This is a genomic window from Actinomadura sp. NPDC049382 (assembly GCF_040677125.1).
Lineage (GTDB): Bacteria > Actinomycetota > Actinomycetes > Streptosporangiales > Streptosporangiaceae > Spirillospora > Spirillospora geliboluensis.
Genome location: NZ_JBFARO010000002.1, coordinates 145638 through 159176, shown reverse-complemented (window position 1 = coordinate 159176; position 13539 = coordinate 145638). Strand labels below are relative to the sequence as shown.

General features: G+C 72.3%; 13 protein-coding genes. 12 read left to right on the top strand and 1 reads right to left on the bottom strand.

Going from position 1 to position 13539, the window contains the following annotated elements:
* The first annotated feature begins 24 nt into the window (after positions 1-24).
* The 10 genes from AB0K34_RS02060 (at position 25) to AB0K34_RS02015 (ending at position 8590) form a co-directional block, all read left to right on the top strand.
* Complete coding sequence (locus AB0K34_RS02060) at positions 25-975, top strand: ABC transporter ATP-binding protein (protein ID WP_138641365.1); 951 nt, start codon at positions 25-27, stop codon at positions 973-975.
* Positions 968-1954, top strand: a complete 987-nt coding sequence (locus tag AB0K34_RS02055) for an ABC transporter ATP-binding protein (RefSeq protein WP_301177156.1) — start codon at positions 968-970, stop codon at positions 1952-1954. Before AB0K34_RS02060 ends, AB0K34_RS02055 begins: the two co-directional genes overlap by 8 nt.
* Entirely contained in the window at positions 1951-2958 is a 1008-nt protein-coding gene (locus AB0K34_RS02050) for a class I SAM-dependent methyltransferase (protein WP_364544686.1), read from the top strand. Before AB0K34_RS02055 ends, AB0K34_RS02050 begins: the two co-directional genes overlap by 4 nt.
* Positions 2951-3235 (top strand): hypothetical protein, encoded by a 285-nt coding sequence (locus tag AB0K34_RS02045; protein WP_364544683.1) that lies wholly within the window; start codon positions 2951-2953, stop codon positions 3233-3235. Before AB0K34_RS02050 ends, AB0K34_RS02045 begins: the two co-directional genes overlap by 8 nt.
* A 2-nt stretch (positions 3236-3237) precedes the next feature.
* Positions 3238-4086, top strand: coding sequence for a DUF4437 domain-containing protein (locus AB0K34_RS02040; protein ID WP_138636418.1), 849 nt, complete (start codon positions 3238-3240; stop codon positions 4084-4086).
* Complete coding sequence (locus tag AB0K34_RS02035) at positions 4086-4880, top strand: alpha/beta fold hydrolase (RefSeq protein ID WP_364544680.1); 795 nt, start codon at positions 4086-4088, stop codon at positions 4878-4880. The genes AB0K34_RS02040 and AB0K34_RS02035 overlap by 1 nt, the downstream gene beginning before the upstream one ends.
* Positions 4877-6313, top strand: a complete 1437-nt coding sequence (locus tag AB0K34_RS02030; RefSeq protein WP_364544677.1) for an FAD-dependent oxidoreductase — start codon at positions 4877-4879, stop codon at positions 6311-6313. Before AB0K34_RS02035 ends, AB0K34_RS02030 begins: the two co-directional genes overlap by 4 nt.
* A gap of 86 nt (positions 6314-6399) precedes the next feature.
* Positions 6400-6732, top strand: coding sequence for a DUF3140 domain-containing protein (locus tag AB0K34_RS02025; RefSeq protein ID WP_364544674.1), 333 nt, complete (start codon positions 6400-6402; stop codon positions 6730-6732).
* 46 nt (positions 6733-6778) lie between these two features.
* Positions 6779-7294 (top strand): GNAT family protein, encoded by a 516-nt coding sequence (locus tag AB0K34_RS02020; protein ID WP_240807548.1) that lies wholly within the window; start codon positions 6779-6781, stop codon positions 7292-7294.
* Positions 7295-7366: 72 nt separating this feature from the next.
* The gene (locus tag AB0K34_RS02015) at positions 7367-8590 is read left to right on the top strand and encodes an FxsB family cyclophane-forming radical SAM/SPASM peptide maturase (RefSeq protein ID WP_364544669.1); all 1224 of its coding nucleotides are present in this window, start codon (positions 7367-7369) and stop codon (positions 8588-8590) included.
* Here AB0K34_RS02015 and fxsT read toward each other — a convergent pair.
* Positions 8587-11118: an FxSxx-COOH system tetratricopeptide repeat protein gene (gene fxsT / locus AB0K34_RS02010; RefSeq protein ID WP_364544666.1), complete on the bottom strand. Its 2532-nt coding sequence runs from the start codon at positions 11116-11118 to the stop codon at positions 8587-8589. The genes AB0K34_RS02015 and fxsT overlap by 4 nt on opposite strands.
* Positions 11119-11415: 297 nt before the next feature.
* Between fxsT and AB0K34_RS02005 the strand changes: the two genes are divergently transcribed.
* Both AB0K34_RS02005 and AB0K34_RS02000 read left to right on the top strand, forming a co-directional pair.
* Positions 11416-11616: a hypothetical protein gene (locus AB0K34_RS02005; protein WP_138636423.1), complete on the top strand. Its 201-nt coding sequence runs from the start codon at positions 11416-11418 to the stop codon at positions 11614-11616.
* A gap of 198 nt (positions 11617-11814) precedes the next feature.
* Positions 11815-13491, top strand: a complete 1677-nt coding sequence (locus tag AB0K34_RS02000; RefSeq protein ID WP_138636424.1) for an ATP-binding protein — start codon at positions 11815-11817, stop codon at positions 13489-13491.
* The last annotated feature ends 48 nt before the right edge of the window (positions 13492-13539 follow it).

Sequence of the window (13539 nt, the reverse complement as noted above, 5' to 3'; positions counted from 1 at the left end):
CCCGCCGAACCCAGGGAGCAGACGATGGACGAAGCCGTCCTCGCCGTCGACGGCCTCTCGGTCGTCCACGGCGGCGACACCCGGATCGTGCAGGACGTGTCGTTCCGCCTCGGCCGCGGCGAGATCCTCGGACTCGTCGGCGAGTCCGGGTCGGGCAAGTCCCTCACCGCGCTCAGCCTGATCGGGCTGCTGCCGCCGGGCCTGTCGCGGACCGGCGCCGTCCGGCTGCGCGGCGAGGACCTCACCGGGTACTCCGAGAAGCAGTGGGAACGCGTCCGCGGCGCGCAGATCGGCATGGTGTTCCAGGACCCGATGACCGGGCTGAACCCGGTGCGGCGGATCGGGGCCGTGCTGGCGGAGGCCGTCCTGCGGCACCAGGACGTGTCCCGGGCCGACGCCCGCGAGAAGGCCGTCGCGGCGCTCGCCGCGGTCGGCATCCCCTCGCCGCGCGACCGCGTCCGGGCCTACCCGCACCAGCTGTCCGGCGGGCTCCGGCAGCGGGTGATGATCGCGCTGGCACTGATCAACGAGCCGTCGGTCATCCTCGCCGACGAGCCGACCACCGCGCTCGACACGACCATCCAGGCGCAGATCACGCAGCTCATGCGGGACCAGATCCAGGCGCGCGACGCGTCCATGGTGCTGATCACGCACGATCTCGGCGTCGCCGCCGAGCTGTGCGACCGCGTCGCCGTCATGTACAGCGGCGGCGTCGTGGAGGAGGGCCCGACCCGGGAGCTGCTGCGCAACCCGCGCCACCCGTACACGGCGGCGCTGCTGGCGGCGGCGCCGAACTTCGACCGGTCGCGGACGCTCGCCGCGATCGCCGGCGCCCCGCCGTCGCCGTTCGCCCGCCCGGACGGCTGCCCCTTCCATCCGCGGTGCGGCCGCGCGCAGGACGACTGCTCCACGAGGGAGCCCGTGCTGACCGTGTCCGGCCCCGCCCGCCTGGCCTGCTGGAACCCCCATGACTGACACGCAGCCGCCCATCATGGAGATGACCGGCGTCACCGTCCGGTTCCCGGTCGGCGGGCGGACCCTCACCGCGGTCGACGACGTCTCGCTGGCGCTGCGCCGCGGGCAGACGCTCGCGCTCGTCGGCGAGTCCGGATCGGGGAAGTCGACGGCCGCGTCCGCGCTGATGCGCGCCACGACCCCGCAGTCCGGCCGCATCACCTTCGACGGCCGCGACATCACCCACATGCCCGAGCGGCGGCTGCGCCCGCTGCGCCGCCACTTCCAGATGATCCTCCAGGACCCGTACGCCAGCCTGGACCCGCGCATGACCGTGGCACGCATCGTCGCCGAGCCGCTGCGGGCCCACGGCTTCGGGACGCGGGAGCAGATCGCCGCCCGCGTCGCGGAGGTCCTCGGCCAGGTCGGGCTCCCCGAGTCGGCCGCCGGCCGCTACCCGGCGCAGTTCTCCGGCGGGCAGCGGCAGCGGATCTCGATCGCCCGCGCGCTGGCCGCCCGCCCCTCGGTGATCGTCGCGGACGAGCCCGTCTCCGCCCTCGACGTGTCCATCCAGGCGCAGATCGTCAACCTCCTCGGCGAGGTGCAGCGGGCCGACGACCTGGCGTTCCTGCTGATCGCGCACGACCTGTCGCTCGTCCACCACATCTCCGACCGCGTCGTCGTGCTCTACCTCGGGCGCGTGCTGGAGGAGGGGCCGACGACGTCGGTCGTGGCGGCCCCGCAGCACCCGTACACGGCGGCGCTGCTGTCGGCGACGCCGACGACCGACGAGCGGCCGCGGGAGCGGATCGTGCTGTCGGGCGACCCGCCGTCGCCCATCGACCGGCCGCCCGGCTGCGTCTTCCACACCCGGTGCCCGGTCGCGCGCGACGTGTGCGCGACCGACGCGCCGCCGCTGACGGTGTCCGGGGACCGCTCGGTGGCCTGCTTCTTCCCCGGCGAGGTGGATTCCGGACTCGGTCTTCAGGAGGTTCGATGAACGACGTCGCACGCCGGGCGAGAGTGGACTTCGCGCTCGCGCTGCGCCAGCAGTGGGCCCGGTCGCTGTACCCGGTGCTCGTGGAGCAGGCCGGGCCGGACCCCGACCGCGCCGCCGTCCACGCGGCGCCGGTGTACCCGTGGTTCGCGTGGCTGGAACGGTCCGCGCAGAAGATGCTGTGGCGGGCGGTCGCGGACGCGGTCGACGCCGACGACCTGCCCGCGTCCGCGCCCGGGCTGGAGCTGGACCCCGACCTGGAACTGCCCGCCTGGTACACCGACGTGGACATCCACGTCCAGCCCGGCGGCGTGTGGAGCACCGACCGCGCCGCGCTGGTCTACGAGGCGGGCGCCAAGCTCGTGATGCTGGGCGAGAACGACGACTTCGCGTTCCACACCCTGTTCACCGAGACCGCCGTCCCCGACCGGCCGTACCGGCGCATCGTCGACCTCGGCTGCGGGTTCGGCAAGAGCACCCGCCCGTTCAAGCGGCGCTGGCCGGACGCCGAGGTGATCGGCGTCGACCTGTCCGCGCCGGTGCTGCGGCTGGCCGCCCACCGCACGGCGGGGCTCGGCATCCGGTACGTCCAGGCCGACGCCTCCGCGACCGGGCTGCCCGCCGGGTCGGCGGACCTGGTCACCGCGACGATGCTCATCCACGAGCTGCCGCCGCCGGTGCTCGCCGACCTGATCGCCGACGCCGCGCGGACGCTCGCGCCCGGCGGGGTCCTGCGCATCCTGGACTTCCACCCGACCGGCGACGCCGTCCGCGACCTCGCGCTCGTCGAGCACGGCGACCGCAACAACGAGCCGTACCTGCCGATGCTGTTCGAGACCGACTGCCTCGCCCTGTGCGAGAAGGCCGGGCTGACCGACGCGCGGTGGGTCGCGTTCGACGAGCGCGGTGCCGGACGGCTGGAGACGACGCAGTGGCCCGACCGTGCCGAATGGCACTTCCCCTGGGCCGTCCTGGAAGCACGCAAGCCGGAGGAAGCCCGTGCCTGACATCGCCCCCCTGCCCCCCGCGCCCGAACTCCGCGCCCTCGGCTCCGCCCAGCTGGACCAGCTCGCGGCCATGGTCTTCGAGCTGGCGAGCCAGCTGCACGAGGAGCGCGCCCGGGTGCGCGAGCTGGAGCGGCGGCTGGGCATGCCGTCCGGCGGTGACCCGGCCGAGGAGCTGAACCGGTCGATCGCCCGGCTGCTCGCCGTCGCCGCCGAGCGCGACGACGCCCGCGCCCCGCTGCCCGCCGACGAGCTGCCCGCCGACGAGACGAGGAAGTGACCATGGGACGCCCGTTCATCGAGTTCATCCAGTCCCAGGCCCTGCCCTGGCAGGACGGCCTGTACGGCCGCGGCGGCGCGGAGGTGGAGAGCAAGCTGCTCAGCCTGGACGAGGAGTCCGGCGCGTCCAGCCTCCTCGTCCGCTACCCGGCCGGGTACGCGCGCGGGGAGGGCGTCCACCACATGGAGGTGGACGAGGAGTTCCTGGTCCTGCACGGCGCGCTGACGATCTCCGGCGTCGAGTACGGCAAGTACTCCTACGGGCATTTCCCCGCCGGGACGGTCACGTCCGGGGTCGAGTCCCGGTCCGGCGCCGTGGTCCTGACGTTCTTCTCCGGGGAGCCGCGGCTGCGCGAGGGCGACGCCCCGGCCGGGATGCTCGACGAGCGCCGCCTGGTCACCAAGGTCGACGGGTTCGCCGGCGAGTGGGGCGGCAACTTCCATCCGACGTTCCCGCCCGGCGCCGGGCGCAAGTTCCTGCGCCGCGACCCGGTCGACGGTGAGGAGACGTGGCTGCTCGGCACGATGCCGCTGCGGTCGGGCCGCAAGCCCGAGAAGCACCCGGTCGTGGAGGAGATGTACCTGCTGGCCGGGGAGCTGGCCGGGCCGCTCGGGCTGATGCGCGCCGGCTGCTACTTCTGGCGCCCGCCGGAGGAATGGCACGGCCCGTTCGGGTCGCCGACCGGCAACCTCATGCTGTTCCGCACCAAGGGCGGCCCGCTCAGCACCGTCTACACCGAACACGACGTCGACTTCACCTGGACGCCCGAGCACCGGCCGATCCTGCCGCCCGAACTCGCGGTCCACGGTGCCGAACCGCTCCCGGAGCAGCCCGGCTGCCTGTGCTTTTGATGGCCGAAACGAAGGTGGAACGCGGGCTCGTCCCCACACCGGAAGGCTACGTGCACCTGCGCACGACCCCCGGTGACGGCCCGGACGTCCTGCTGCTGCACCAGGTGCCCGCGTCGGGGCGGCTGTGGCTGCCGGTGATGCGGAGCCTGGCGCCGCTGCCGTGCGTCGCGCCCGACATGCTGAACCTCGGCGAGTCCGACGCCACCTCCCGGCCGCTGAGCCTCGCCGAACACGCCCGCCTGCTGTGGGACGCCGTCCAGGAGGCGCGTCCGGGGCCGAAGGTCGTCGTCGGCCACCACACCGGCGCGGCCCTGGCGGCGGTCATGGCGGCCGAGCACCCCGACGACGTCGCCGGGCTCGGGCTCATCGGATACCCGGCCTACTTCGACTGGCGGACGAGGCTGTCGAAGTTCGAGCGGCTGAACCCGGTCCCCGCCACCCCCGACGGCGTCGCGGACGTGTGGCGGTTCATCGCGCGGGCGTTCGCCGACGACGCCGACCCCGACCTGGTCTTCGACGCCTTCGCGGACCGCGTCCGGGCGGGGCGCGTCTGGTACGAGGGCTACGCCGCCCTGTGGAACGCCGACCTGGCCGCCGTCCTGGCCGCGGCACGGCGCCCCGGGCGGCCCACGGTCGTCGTCGCGCCCGACCGCGACCCCCTGTCGGAACTGGCGGGCGGGGTCGGCGAAATCCTGGACGCGCCCGTCGCGCGCATACCCGGCGGCACGTTCGTGCTCACGGAGGACCCGGCGCCACTCGCGGCCGCCGTGACCGACCTGCGGAGGAACCTGTGACACCGACACCGACTCCGCCGACCACACCGACCGCGATCATCGTCGGCGCGGGATCGGCCGGCATGATGGCCGCGCTCACCGCCGCCGAGCGCGGGGTGCCGGTCCTCGTCCTGGACGCCGCCGGCGCGGTCGGCGGAACGCTGAACGTCGCGACCGGGCAGCTCAGCGCCGCCGGGACGCTGCTCCAGCGGCGCCGCGGCATCACCGACTCCCCGGACGCGCACTATGCCGACATCATGCGCATCAGCCGCAACACGGCCGACCCGGCTCTCGTCCGGCTCGCCGTCGACAACGCGGCCCGGACTCTGGACTGGCTGACCGAGAACGGCATGGAGTTCCTGCCGGACCACCCCGTCGAAGGGTTCGCGCACGAGCCGTACACGGCGGCGCGCTACTACTGGGGCCCCGAGTTCGGCCGCTCCATCCTGCGGGTGCTGCGGAAGGCGTTCGACGCGCAGGTCGCGGCGGGGCGCATCACCCTGTCGCTGAACACCGCGCTCACGGGGCTCGTCCTGTCCGGGCGGCGGGTGACGGCCGTGACGGCGACCGGTCCGGAGGGGGAGCGCACCTACCCGGCGACGTCCGTCCTGCTGGCGACCGGCGGCTACAACTCGAACCCCGACCTGTTCCGCGAACTGAGCGGGCACCCGGCCTACGGCGGCAACTCCTACCCCCACAGCACCGGCGGCGGGCTGGAGGCCGCCCGCCGGGCCGGGGCGGCGCTGCGCGGCCACGAGAACTACCTCTGCTCCTTCGGCGTGGTGATGGACCGTCCGGGGCTCGGCGCGAAGATGGAGTTCCGCCACGTCCACCACCCGCAGGACCGCGCGCCGTGGGAGATCTACGTCAACACCGAGGGCCGCCGGTTCGTGGCCGAGGACGAGCCGAGCGTCGACGCCCGCGAGCACGCCCTGCTGGAGCAGCCGGAGCTGCGCCGCTACGTCGTGTTCGACGCCCGGGTCCTCCGGGACTCCCCGCCGATGATCACCGGGAGGACGAACGCCGAGTTGCTGGACCTGTTCGACGTCCACCCCATGTTCACCTCCGCCCCCACCCTCGCGGAGCTCGCCGCCAAGACGGGGCTTCCGGCCGACGCCCTCGCCGCCACTGTCGCCGACTACAACGCGGCGCTCGACTCCGGCGGACCGGACCCGCTCGGGCGGCGGCACCGGCCCGTCCGGCTGGAGGAGGGGCCGTTCTACGCGATCCGCGTCCAGGGCGCGTCGGTGACGAGCACGGTCGGCCTCGCCGTCGACGCCGACCTGCGAGTACTGGACGAGGCAGGCCAGCCGTTCGAGAACCTCAGCGCGGCGGGCGAACTGCTGGGCTCCGGCCAGCTCATGGGCAAGTCGTTCTGCGGCGGGATGATGGCGACGCCCGCCATGACCTTCGGACTCCTCTACGGGGAGGCACTGGCCACGAACGGCGCCTGACACGGCGGAAGCCTTACCTGCACTGCGCTCTCCCGGTGACGGCCGAGGACGCGACTACCAGGCGGGACAGCGGGTACCGCCACCGCATGACCGGCGATGACCACGAGAGCGTGGCGGCCGAGTTCGGCGAGGCCGTCAACATGACGCCCAAGGAACTGGAGCGCTGGCTGGAGACCGAGGAGTCGCGGTCGGTCGGCCAGAAGGACGGCGGCGGGGAGTCGACGGGCCACGCGTCCGGCCGCCGGATCGTCGAGCTGCTCCGCACCGGCAGGGCGGACCTGACCGAGCAGGACTACGCCCACATGCGCAAGGTCACCGGGTACGTCCACCGGCACCTCGCCCAGCGGCCGTCCGGCGACGTCACCGACACCAGGTGGCGCTACTCGCTGATGAACTGGGGCCACGACCCGCTCAAGTGAGGGCTCGCGCGGCCGTGCGTCCCGGGGCGAGCGGTAGATTTCGGGCGTGGAGTTGGGGGTGGGCGCCCGGGTGCTCGTGCGGCGGGTGCGGGCGGACGACGAGGCGCGATTCCTGGAACTGGCGAAGGCGAGCGCCGACTTCCACCGGCCGTGGGTCGCGCTGCCCGGGTCGCCGGAGGAGTTCGCGTCCTACCTCGGACGGTTCGACGGCGCCGCCGCGGTGGGGATGGTGATCTGCCTGCGGGACGGCGGGGACCTGGTCGGGACCGTGAACATCAATGGGATCGTCCGCGACTGCTACCAGCGCGGAATGCTGGGCTACGCGGCCTTCCTGCCCTACGCGGGCCAGGGTTACCTGACCGAGGGGGTCGGGCTCGCGGTCGACTACGCGTTCGGCGAGCTGGGGCTGCACCGGGTGGAGGCCGACATCCAGCCGGCGAACACCGCGTCCATCCGGCTGGTCAGGCGGCTCGGGTTCCGCAAGGAGGGGGTCTCGCCGGCGTTCATCAAGATCGGCGGGGTGTGGCGAGATCACGAACGCTGGGCCCGCCATGTTTATTGATCTTGCAAAATAGACATACAGCACAAAACATCAAGCGCAGCGCCGTGTCTTGATCTCATTGGGGGTCAGCAGGTGGGCGTCCGCAGCGGCGAGCCCGGCATCGAGTGGCCGGACGCGTTGGACGTCCGCGCCCTTCTTGAGGACGGCTGGCGGCCCACGCCGATCCGCGACTTCATCCTCAAGGTGCACAGCAGGTGCAACCTCGCGTGCGACTACTGCTACATGTACGAGATGGCCGACCAGGGCTGGCGGCGGCAGCCCCGGCGCATGTCGCGGCAGGTCCTGGACTGGACGGCGCAGCGCATCGCCGAGCACGCCCGAACGAACCTGTTACCGGAGGTCCAGGTCGTCCTGCACGGCGGTGAGCCGCTCTTAGCGGGCGCAGAACATCTGCGCCATGCGATCGAGACCGTCATCGCCGCCGTCGGCCCGGACGTGCGCGTCGACTTCAGCGTCCAGACCAACGGCGTCCTGCTCGACGAGGTGTTCCTCGACCTGTTCGCCGAATACGGCGTCATGGTGGGCGTGAGCGTGGACGGCGACGAGGAGGGCCACGACCGGCACCGGCGACGGGCCGACGGACGCGGCAGCTACCAGGCCGTCCGGGCCGGGCTCCAACGGCTCACCGGCCCCCGGCACCGGCACCTGTTCGGCGGGCTGCTGAGCACGATCGAACTGCGCAACGACCCGATCGCCACCTACGAGTCCCTGCTCGACTTCGCGCCGCCCGAGATGGACTTCCTGCTCCCGCACGGGAACTGGGACACGCCCCCACCCGGACGCCCGCCGGACGAGACGACCCCCTACGGGGACTGGCTCATCGCCATCTTCGACCGCTGGTACGCCGTGGAGGCCGCCGACGTGCGCATCCGGCTCTTCAGCGAGATCATCAGGCTGCTGTTCGGCCGCATGTCGGGCAGCGAGGCCGTCGGCCTGTCCCCGGTGTCGGTCGTCGTGGTCGAGACCAACGGCGAGATAGAACAGGTCGACTCGCTGAAATCCGCTTACGAGGGGGCCGCGCACACCCGGCTGCACGTCTCCCGCGACCCGTTCGACACCGTACTGGCGCTGCCGTCGGTCGCCGCGCGGCAGATCGGCCGGCGCGCCCTGTCGGCCCAGTGCCTGGCCTGCCCGGCGCACGAGGTCTGCGGCGCCGGCCTCTACCCGCACCGCTACCGGTCGGGCACGGGCTTCCGCAACCCCTCGGTCTACTGCCGCGACCTGTTCAAGCTGATCACCCACATCCGGGACGTGGTCGGCCGCGAACTGGCCGCCGAACCGGTGGCCGCGGGCTAGATCGGCGGCGGGTCGAAGTCGGCGTCCAGCCGGCGCCCCTCCAGGAACACCTGGGCGTCGGGATGCTCCAGGGTGAGGGTGCGCCGGTACCGCTCCTCGGTGTCGCCGAACAGGGCCGCGGCCTCCTCGTCCCGGCCTAGGGCCCGCAGATCGGCGATGCTGTTCGCCGCCGCCGACAGGGTCAGCGGGTGGTTGTCGCCCAGCAGCGCGCGGAGCCGCCGCAGGCTGCCGGTGCCCAGCCGGTACGCCGACTCGACCTCGCCGAGGTCGGCCAGGTCGCTGGCGAGGTTGACGGCGACGGTGAGGGAGTAGTGGTGGTCCCGTCCCAGCTTCAACTCCAGGCCGGCCAGCGCCTGCTCGTCGAGCTTCCTGGCCTCCTCCGCGTCCCCCGTGATCCGCCGCAGGACGGCCAGGTTCCCCGCGCAGGCGTGGTTGTAGGGGTGCTCGGGCGCGTACACGCGCGGGTAGCGGCGCACCGTGTCCTCGGCGAGGATGAGGGCCTCCTGGAACTGCGCCGTCGTGCGCCGGATGTTGGCCAGGCACGTCGCGGCGGCCAGCGTGTCCGGGTGGTCGAGCCCGAAGATCCGCACGTAGCGCTGATGGATCTCCTCGGCGAGTTCGAGGGAGCGCGCGTAGTCGCCCGCCCTCCGCCAGGCGACGGACAGGTCCTTCCCGGCGCGCAGCGTCCACGCGTGCTCGGGACCCAACTGCTCAAGCCCGTAGGCGTAGGCGTCCTCACCGAGATCGCACGCCTCGGCGTAGTCGCCGCTCAGCCGGACCGTCCGCGCCAAGCCGGTGTAGATGTTGAGGTACGACGCGGGGTCGCTCGATTGGCCGCCCGCAGCACGGATGCCGCGGAGGACTTGCTCAAGCAGTGCGCGCGCTCCCGCGTAGTCGCTTCGGAGCCCGTAGTCGAGCGCCACGCTGTTGATGGCACGCCAAGTGCTCCAGTCCTCCTCCCCGAACCTCGCCTTGTACCGGCGCAGAGCCTCCTCGTCGATCTCGTACGCCGGCTGGAAGTCTCCGCTCGCCCGCAGATCGGCGGCCCGTCCGCGCAGCGCGCGCAGCGTCGTCTCGTGGTCGGGCGGGAGGGCCTTCTCAACCATTTCGAGCGTCCGGGCGCTGCGTTCGGTGGCCTCCGGATACTGGCCGAGCTCGCGCAGGAGGTTGCCCAGGTTGACGTGAAGCGTCAGGACGTCCTGGTGCTCGGGGCCGGAGGCCTTCGTCCAGTCCCGGATGAACGACTCCACGAAGGACTGCGCGGACGGGTAGTCGGCCGATGAGTACAAGTAGGTGATCATGTTGAGCGCGAGCTTGCGGACGTCCGGGTCCGGGCACTGCGCGACTTCGGCCGGTCCGACGTGCCCGAGCGCGTTCAGGTAGAAGGGCCAGTTCTTGGCGTCGTTCGGGTCGTCCGGGGTGTAGGCGGCCAGCAGCAAGTGGACCTCATGGCGGAGCCGGCGCTGTTCCGTCTCCGACAGCTCGTCGCGGACGAGCGCCTGGATCAGCCGGTGCACCTGGATGGTGCGGGCGGGCAGGTCCAGCCTGGCGAGAGCGAACCGGCCGAGCTCGCCGATGGCCCGGCCCAGCCGGATCGGGTCCGCGAGCAGCGCCGAGAGCTCGGTGCTCAGCCCGGGGATCACCTTGCTGAACGCGTCCCGCGGAATCGGCTCCGGCCCGAAGAACGCGCAGTACCGCAGGAGGATCAGCGCCTCGGGGAGCTTCTCCTCCAGACTGGCGACCGAGAGCCCCCACGCCGCCGTCATCGAGGCGGGGTACTCGGTCGGCTTGCCGTGGGAGAGGAGCTGGCTCGTGCGCTGCGCCAGCAACTTCAGGTACTCCGACACGGCGATGCCGGTCTCGGCGTGGAGGGCGCCCGCCTGCTCCAGCGCGAGCGGCAGGTCCCCGAGCTCCTCGGCGAGCCGGTCCGCGTCCTCTCGGCTGATCCCTCGCGGCACCCGCTTGGTGAGGAACTCGACGCTCTCCTCGCGGGTGAACACGTCGATCTGGACGGGGTCGACGATGCCCGCCCAGCGGTGGTTGCGGGACGTGATGAGGACGTGCCCCGGCCCCTGCGGGAGGATGTCGATCAGTTCCTCGGGCTCGTCGGCGTTGTCGAAGATCAGCAGCCAGTCGGTGTAGGGCTCGCCGCGGCGCAGCGCGTCCAGCACGGCGTTGGCCGCGTCCTCGACTCCGCTGACCGAGGCGGAGGGCAGGCCGAGCGGATGCGCCAGGCTCGCGAGCGAGGAGCGGATCAGGACGGGCTGGTCGGCCGGGATCCACCAGACGAGGTCGTAGCTGGAGCGGTAGCGGTAGGCGTACTCCACCGCCATCTGGGTCTTTCCAACGCCGCCAAGGCCGTGCAGGGCGTGCGGCACGACCGCCGTGACCCGGTTGGCCAGACCTTCGCGCAGGCGGCCCAGGAGGTCCGTGCGGCCGGTGAAGTTCTTGTTCCGGGGAGGGACCTTGCCCCAGACCTGGGGAATCCGTTCAGTGGTGGGCGACGGGTCCGGTTGTGAACTGATCACTCGATCCCCTTGCGTCACGCTGGAGCCTGTAGAGCAAGCTGCATCACGTCGTCGTCAAGTAATTGCATCAACCAGGACAGTATATTGAAGTCGGCGATTTAGATATGTGTCAGGTGACACTGACCGACCTTTTGGTTCTGGACGTGTTTCCTGTTGGTTTCGGCGCGTCCGAATCATTGCCGTATTTATGTCTGGCCACCGTGCTCTCTTTCTGTAACCATGGGCGGGAGGCCGCCTTTCGTGCGGCCGGGCATGGACCATCGATGAGCCTCAGCGCCCCGTACCAGGGAGAGGTAGATGCCGCACTCCTTCGTCATTTCCCCCGACGACGTCCGATCCGTGGTCGCCTCGGCCGACAACCCCGGTCTGCGGCGGCTGCGGCGGGAGTTGGCCCGGCCCAGTTCACCGGGCAGATTCGACAACAAGTGCGCGCACATCTGTGACCAGGAGTGCGATCACCGGCCGATTGCCTCCGCGCGGGTTCCGGCGGAGGTGTGACGCGCTGCCGCTCCCGGACGTGAGAGCGGCCGGCGGGCGGGCCGACGACGAATAACGGACGACCGGCCGTCGATTTTCGGAATGCCGGTGACGCATGCCCGTTCCGGTATTCCAGGCCGTTTCGAGCGGCGATCGGCTAGGCTCGAATGAGCCGATCGGCGCCATGCCGCAACGGGTGCCCGCTCATTGGACGGAACCATGACCGCGCAGTCTCCCCTCGGCCCGCCGGGCCCGCACCTGGGCGAGCGCGCGTTCGGCGAATCCGATCGGACGGCCTTCGGCGGCAGGGGCGCGGAGACGGCCGACGTGGCCGCGTTGTGGGCGCGGAACCGCCTCGTAGTGATGCACGGCATGGCCGGCGCCGGGAAGACCTCACTGCTGCGCGCGGGCATCGTCCCGTTCCTGAGGGACGACGGTGCCGATGTCCTGCCGGTGGCCCATGTCGCGCATCGGCCGCCCTTCCCCGTGGCCGCGCTGTCCGAGCGCAACGTCTTCCGGCTCGCCGTGCTGGCCTCGTGGTACACCCGTGCGTCACCGGTCCACATCTCCGAGGTGACGGTCGGTGCCTTCCTGCGCAGGCATCGCCGCATCGACCGGTTCGGCGACCGGCTTCCCCTGCTCGGCGCCATCGACGGGGCGGAGGCGCTGCTGCGCGCCTCCGGGCGGCACGAGCGGGACCGCCGCGACTTCGTGGACGAGCTGGCGGCCGCCATGAAGGAGGTGCCCGACCTGCACCTGATGCTCGTGGTGCGCTCCGATGCCGTGGACGAGGCCGTCGACCTCGCCGCCCGGCTCGGTCAAGCCCCGCCGGCCACCTACGAACTCGGGACGCTCACGCCCGAGGCGGCCCGTGAGGCCGCCGCAGTGTCGCTCGGGGTCACCGGGCCGCCCGGCGCGGCCGTCGCCGGTGCGCTGGTCCGGGAGCTCCGGACCGTGCGGGCGGCAGGCGGCGTCCAGACCACCTCGCGCGTCGAGCCCGTACTGCTCAGGCTGGTCTGCGAGCGACTCGCCGGGGAGTCGGCGGCCGTCCCGGAGATCCCCGCGGCGCGGCTGCGCACCGAGGTGGACCGGGTGCTGGTGGACTTCTGCGCGCACAGTCTCGCCACGATCGCGGCCGACCAGAGCCTTCCGGCGGGGACGTTGCTCTCCTGGTTCCGGTCCGTGTTCGGGGGCTCGCGCGGCCGCGCGGGCGTTCCCGCGGCCGGCTCCTGCGCGGACATGCCCGGCGCGGTCGTCGACGCGGTGCAGGACGCCCATCTCATCCGGGCCCGGATCCGGGACGGAGCACACTATTACGAGCTGCAGCACCCCCGGCTGATCGAGCCGCTGGAGCAGCTCCCCGAGAGCGCTGTCCCCATCCGGCGGCCCGGCCCATCGGCCCGGCTGGCGCAGGCGCACCGGGCGCTGTCCGACAGCGACCCCGAACTCGCGCGACGGCACGCGGAGGCGGCCGTCCGCGCCTGCGGCGCGGGCGACTTCAGGGTGCTCGCCGCCGCGACGACCTTCCTCGGCGACATCGCCTACGAACGCGGGGACGCCGAGACGGCGGTCGCCCATTACCGGGAGGCGGCGGAGTTCTCCGAGGCGGTCCCGGACAACGCCGCCGTCGGCTGGCTGCTGGCCGCAATCGGTCGCATCTTGCTGGCGAGCGACCCGGGCACCGCCGTCCGGGACCTCCAGGCGGCGGCCGGACGGCTGCCGCACGAGTTGTCGATCCAGACCGCCCTGGGGCAGGCGCTCTTGCGCTCCGGGAGGATTCGCGCGGCCCGTGCCGTGTTCGAGGACGTCCTCGGCCGGGACAGCACCAACCGCGAGGCGCTGACCGCCAACCGCGAGGCGCTGACCGCCAAGCGGGACGTGTCCGGTATCGCGTAGATAAGTCGCCTTTGCGGCACACTTTCCCCATGTTCCGTGTGGGAGTAT

Excerpts from the sequence above, each read along its gene's own strand:
- AB0K34_RS02060 (WP_138641365.1), top strand. The coding sequence starts at position 25 with ATGGACGAAGCCGTCCTCGCCGTCGACGGCCTCTCGGTCGTCCACGGC.
- AB0K34_RS02055 (WP_301177156.1), top strand. The coding sequence starts at position 968 with ATGACTGACACGCAGCCGCCCATCATGGAGATGACCGGCGTCACCGTC.
- AB0K34_RS02050 (WP_364544686.1), top strand. The coding sequence starts at position 1,951 with ATGAACGACGTCGCACGCCGGGCGAGAGTGGACTTCGCGCTCGCGCTG.
- AB0K34_RS02040 (WP_138636418.1), top strand. The coding sequence starts at position 3,238 with ATGGGACGCCCGTTCATCGAGTTCATCCAGTCCCAGGCCCTGCCCTGG.
- AB0K34_RS02035 (WP_364544680.1), top strand. The coding sequence starts at position 4,086 with ATGGCCGAAACGAAGGTGGAACGCGGGCTCGTCCCCACACCGGAAGGC.
- AB0K34_RS02025 (WP_364544674.1), top strand. The coding sequence starts at position 6,400 with ATGACCGGCGATGACCACGAGAGCGTGGCGGCCGAGTTCGGCGAGGCC.
- AB0K34_RS02005 (WP_138636423.1), top strand. The coding sequence starts at position 11,416 with ATGCCGCACTCCTTCGTCATTTCCCCCGACGACGTCCGATCCGTGGTC.
- AB0K34_RS02000 (WP_138636424.1), top strand. The coding sequence starts at position 11,815 with ATGACCGCGCAGTCTCCCCTCGGCCCGCCGGGCCCGCACCTGGGCGAG.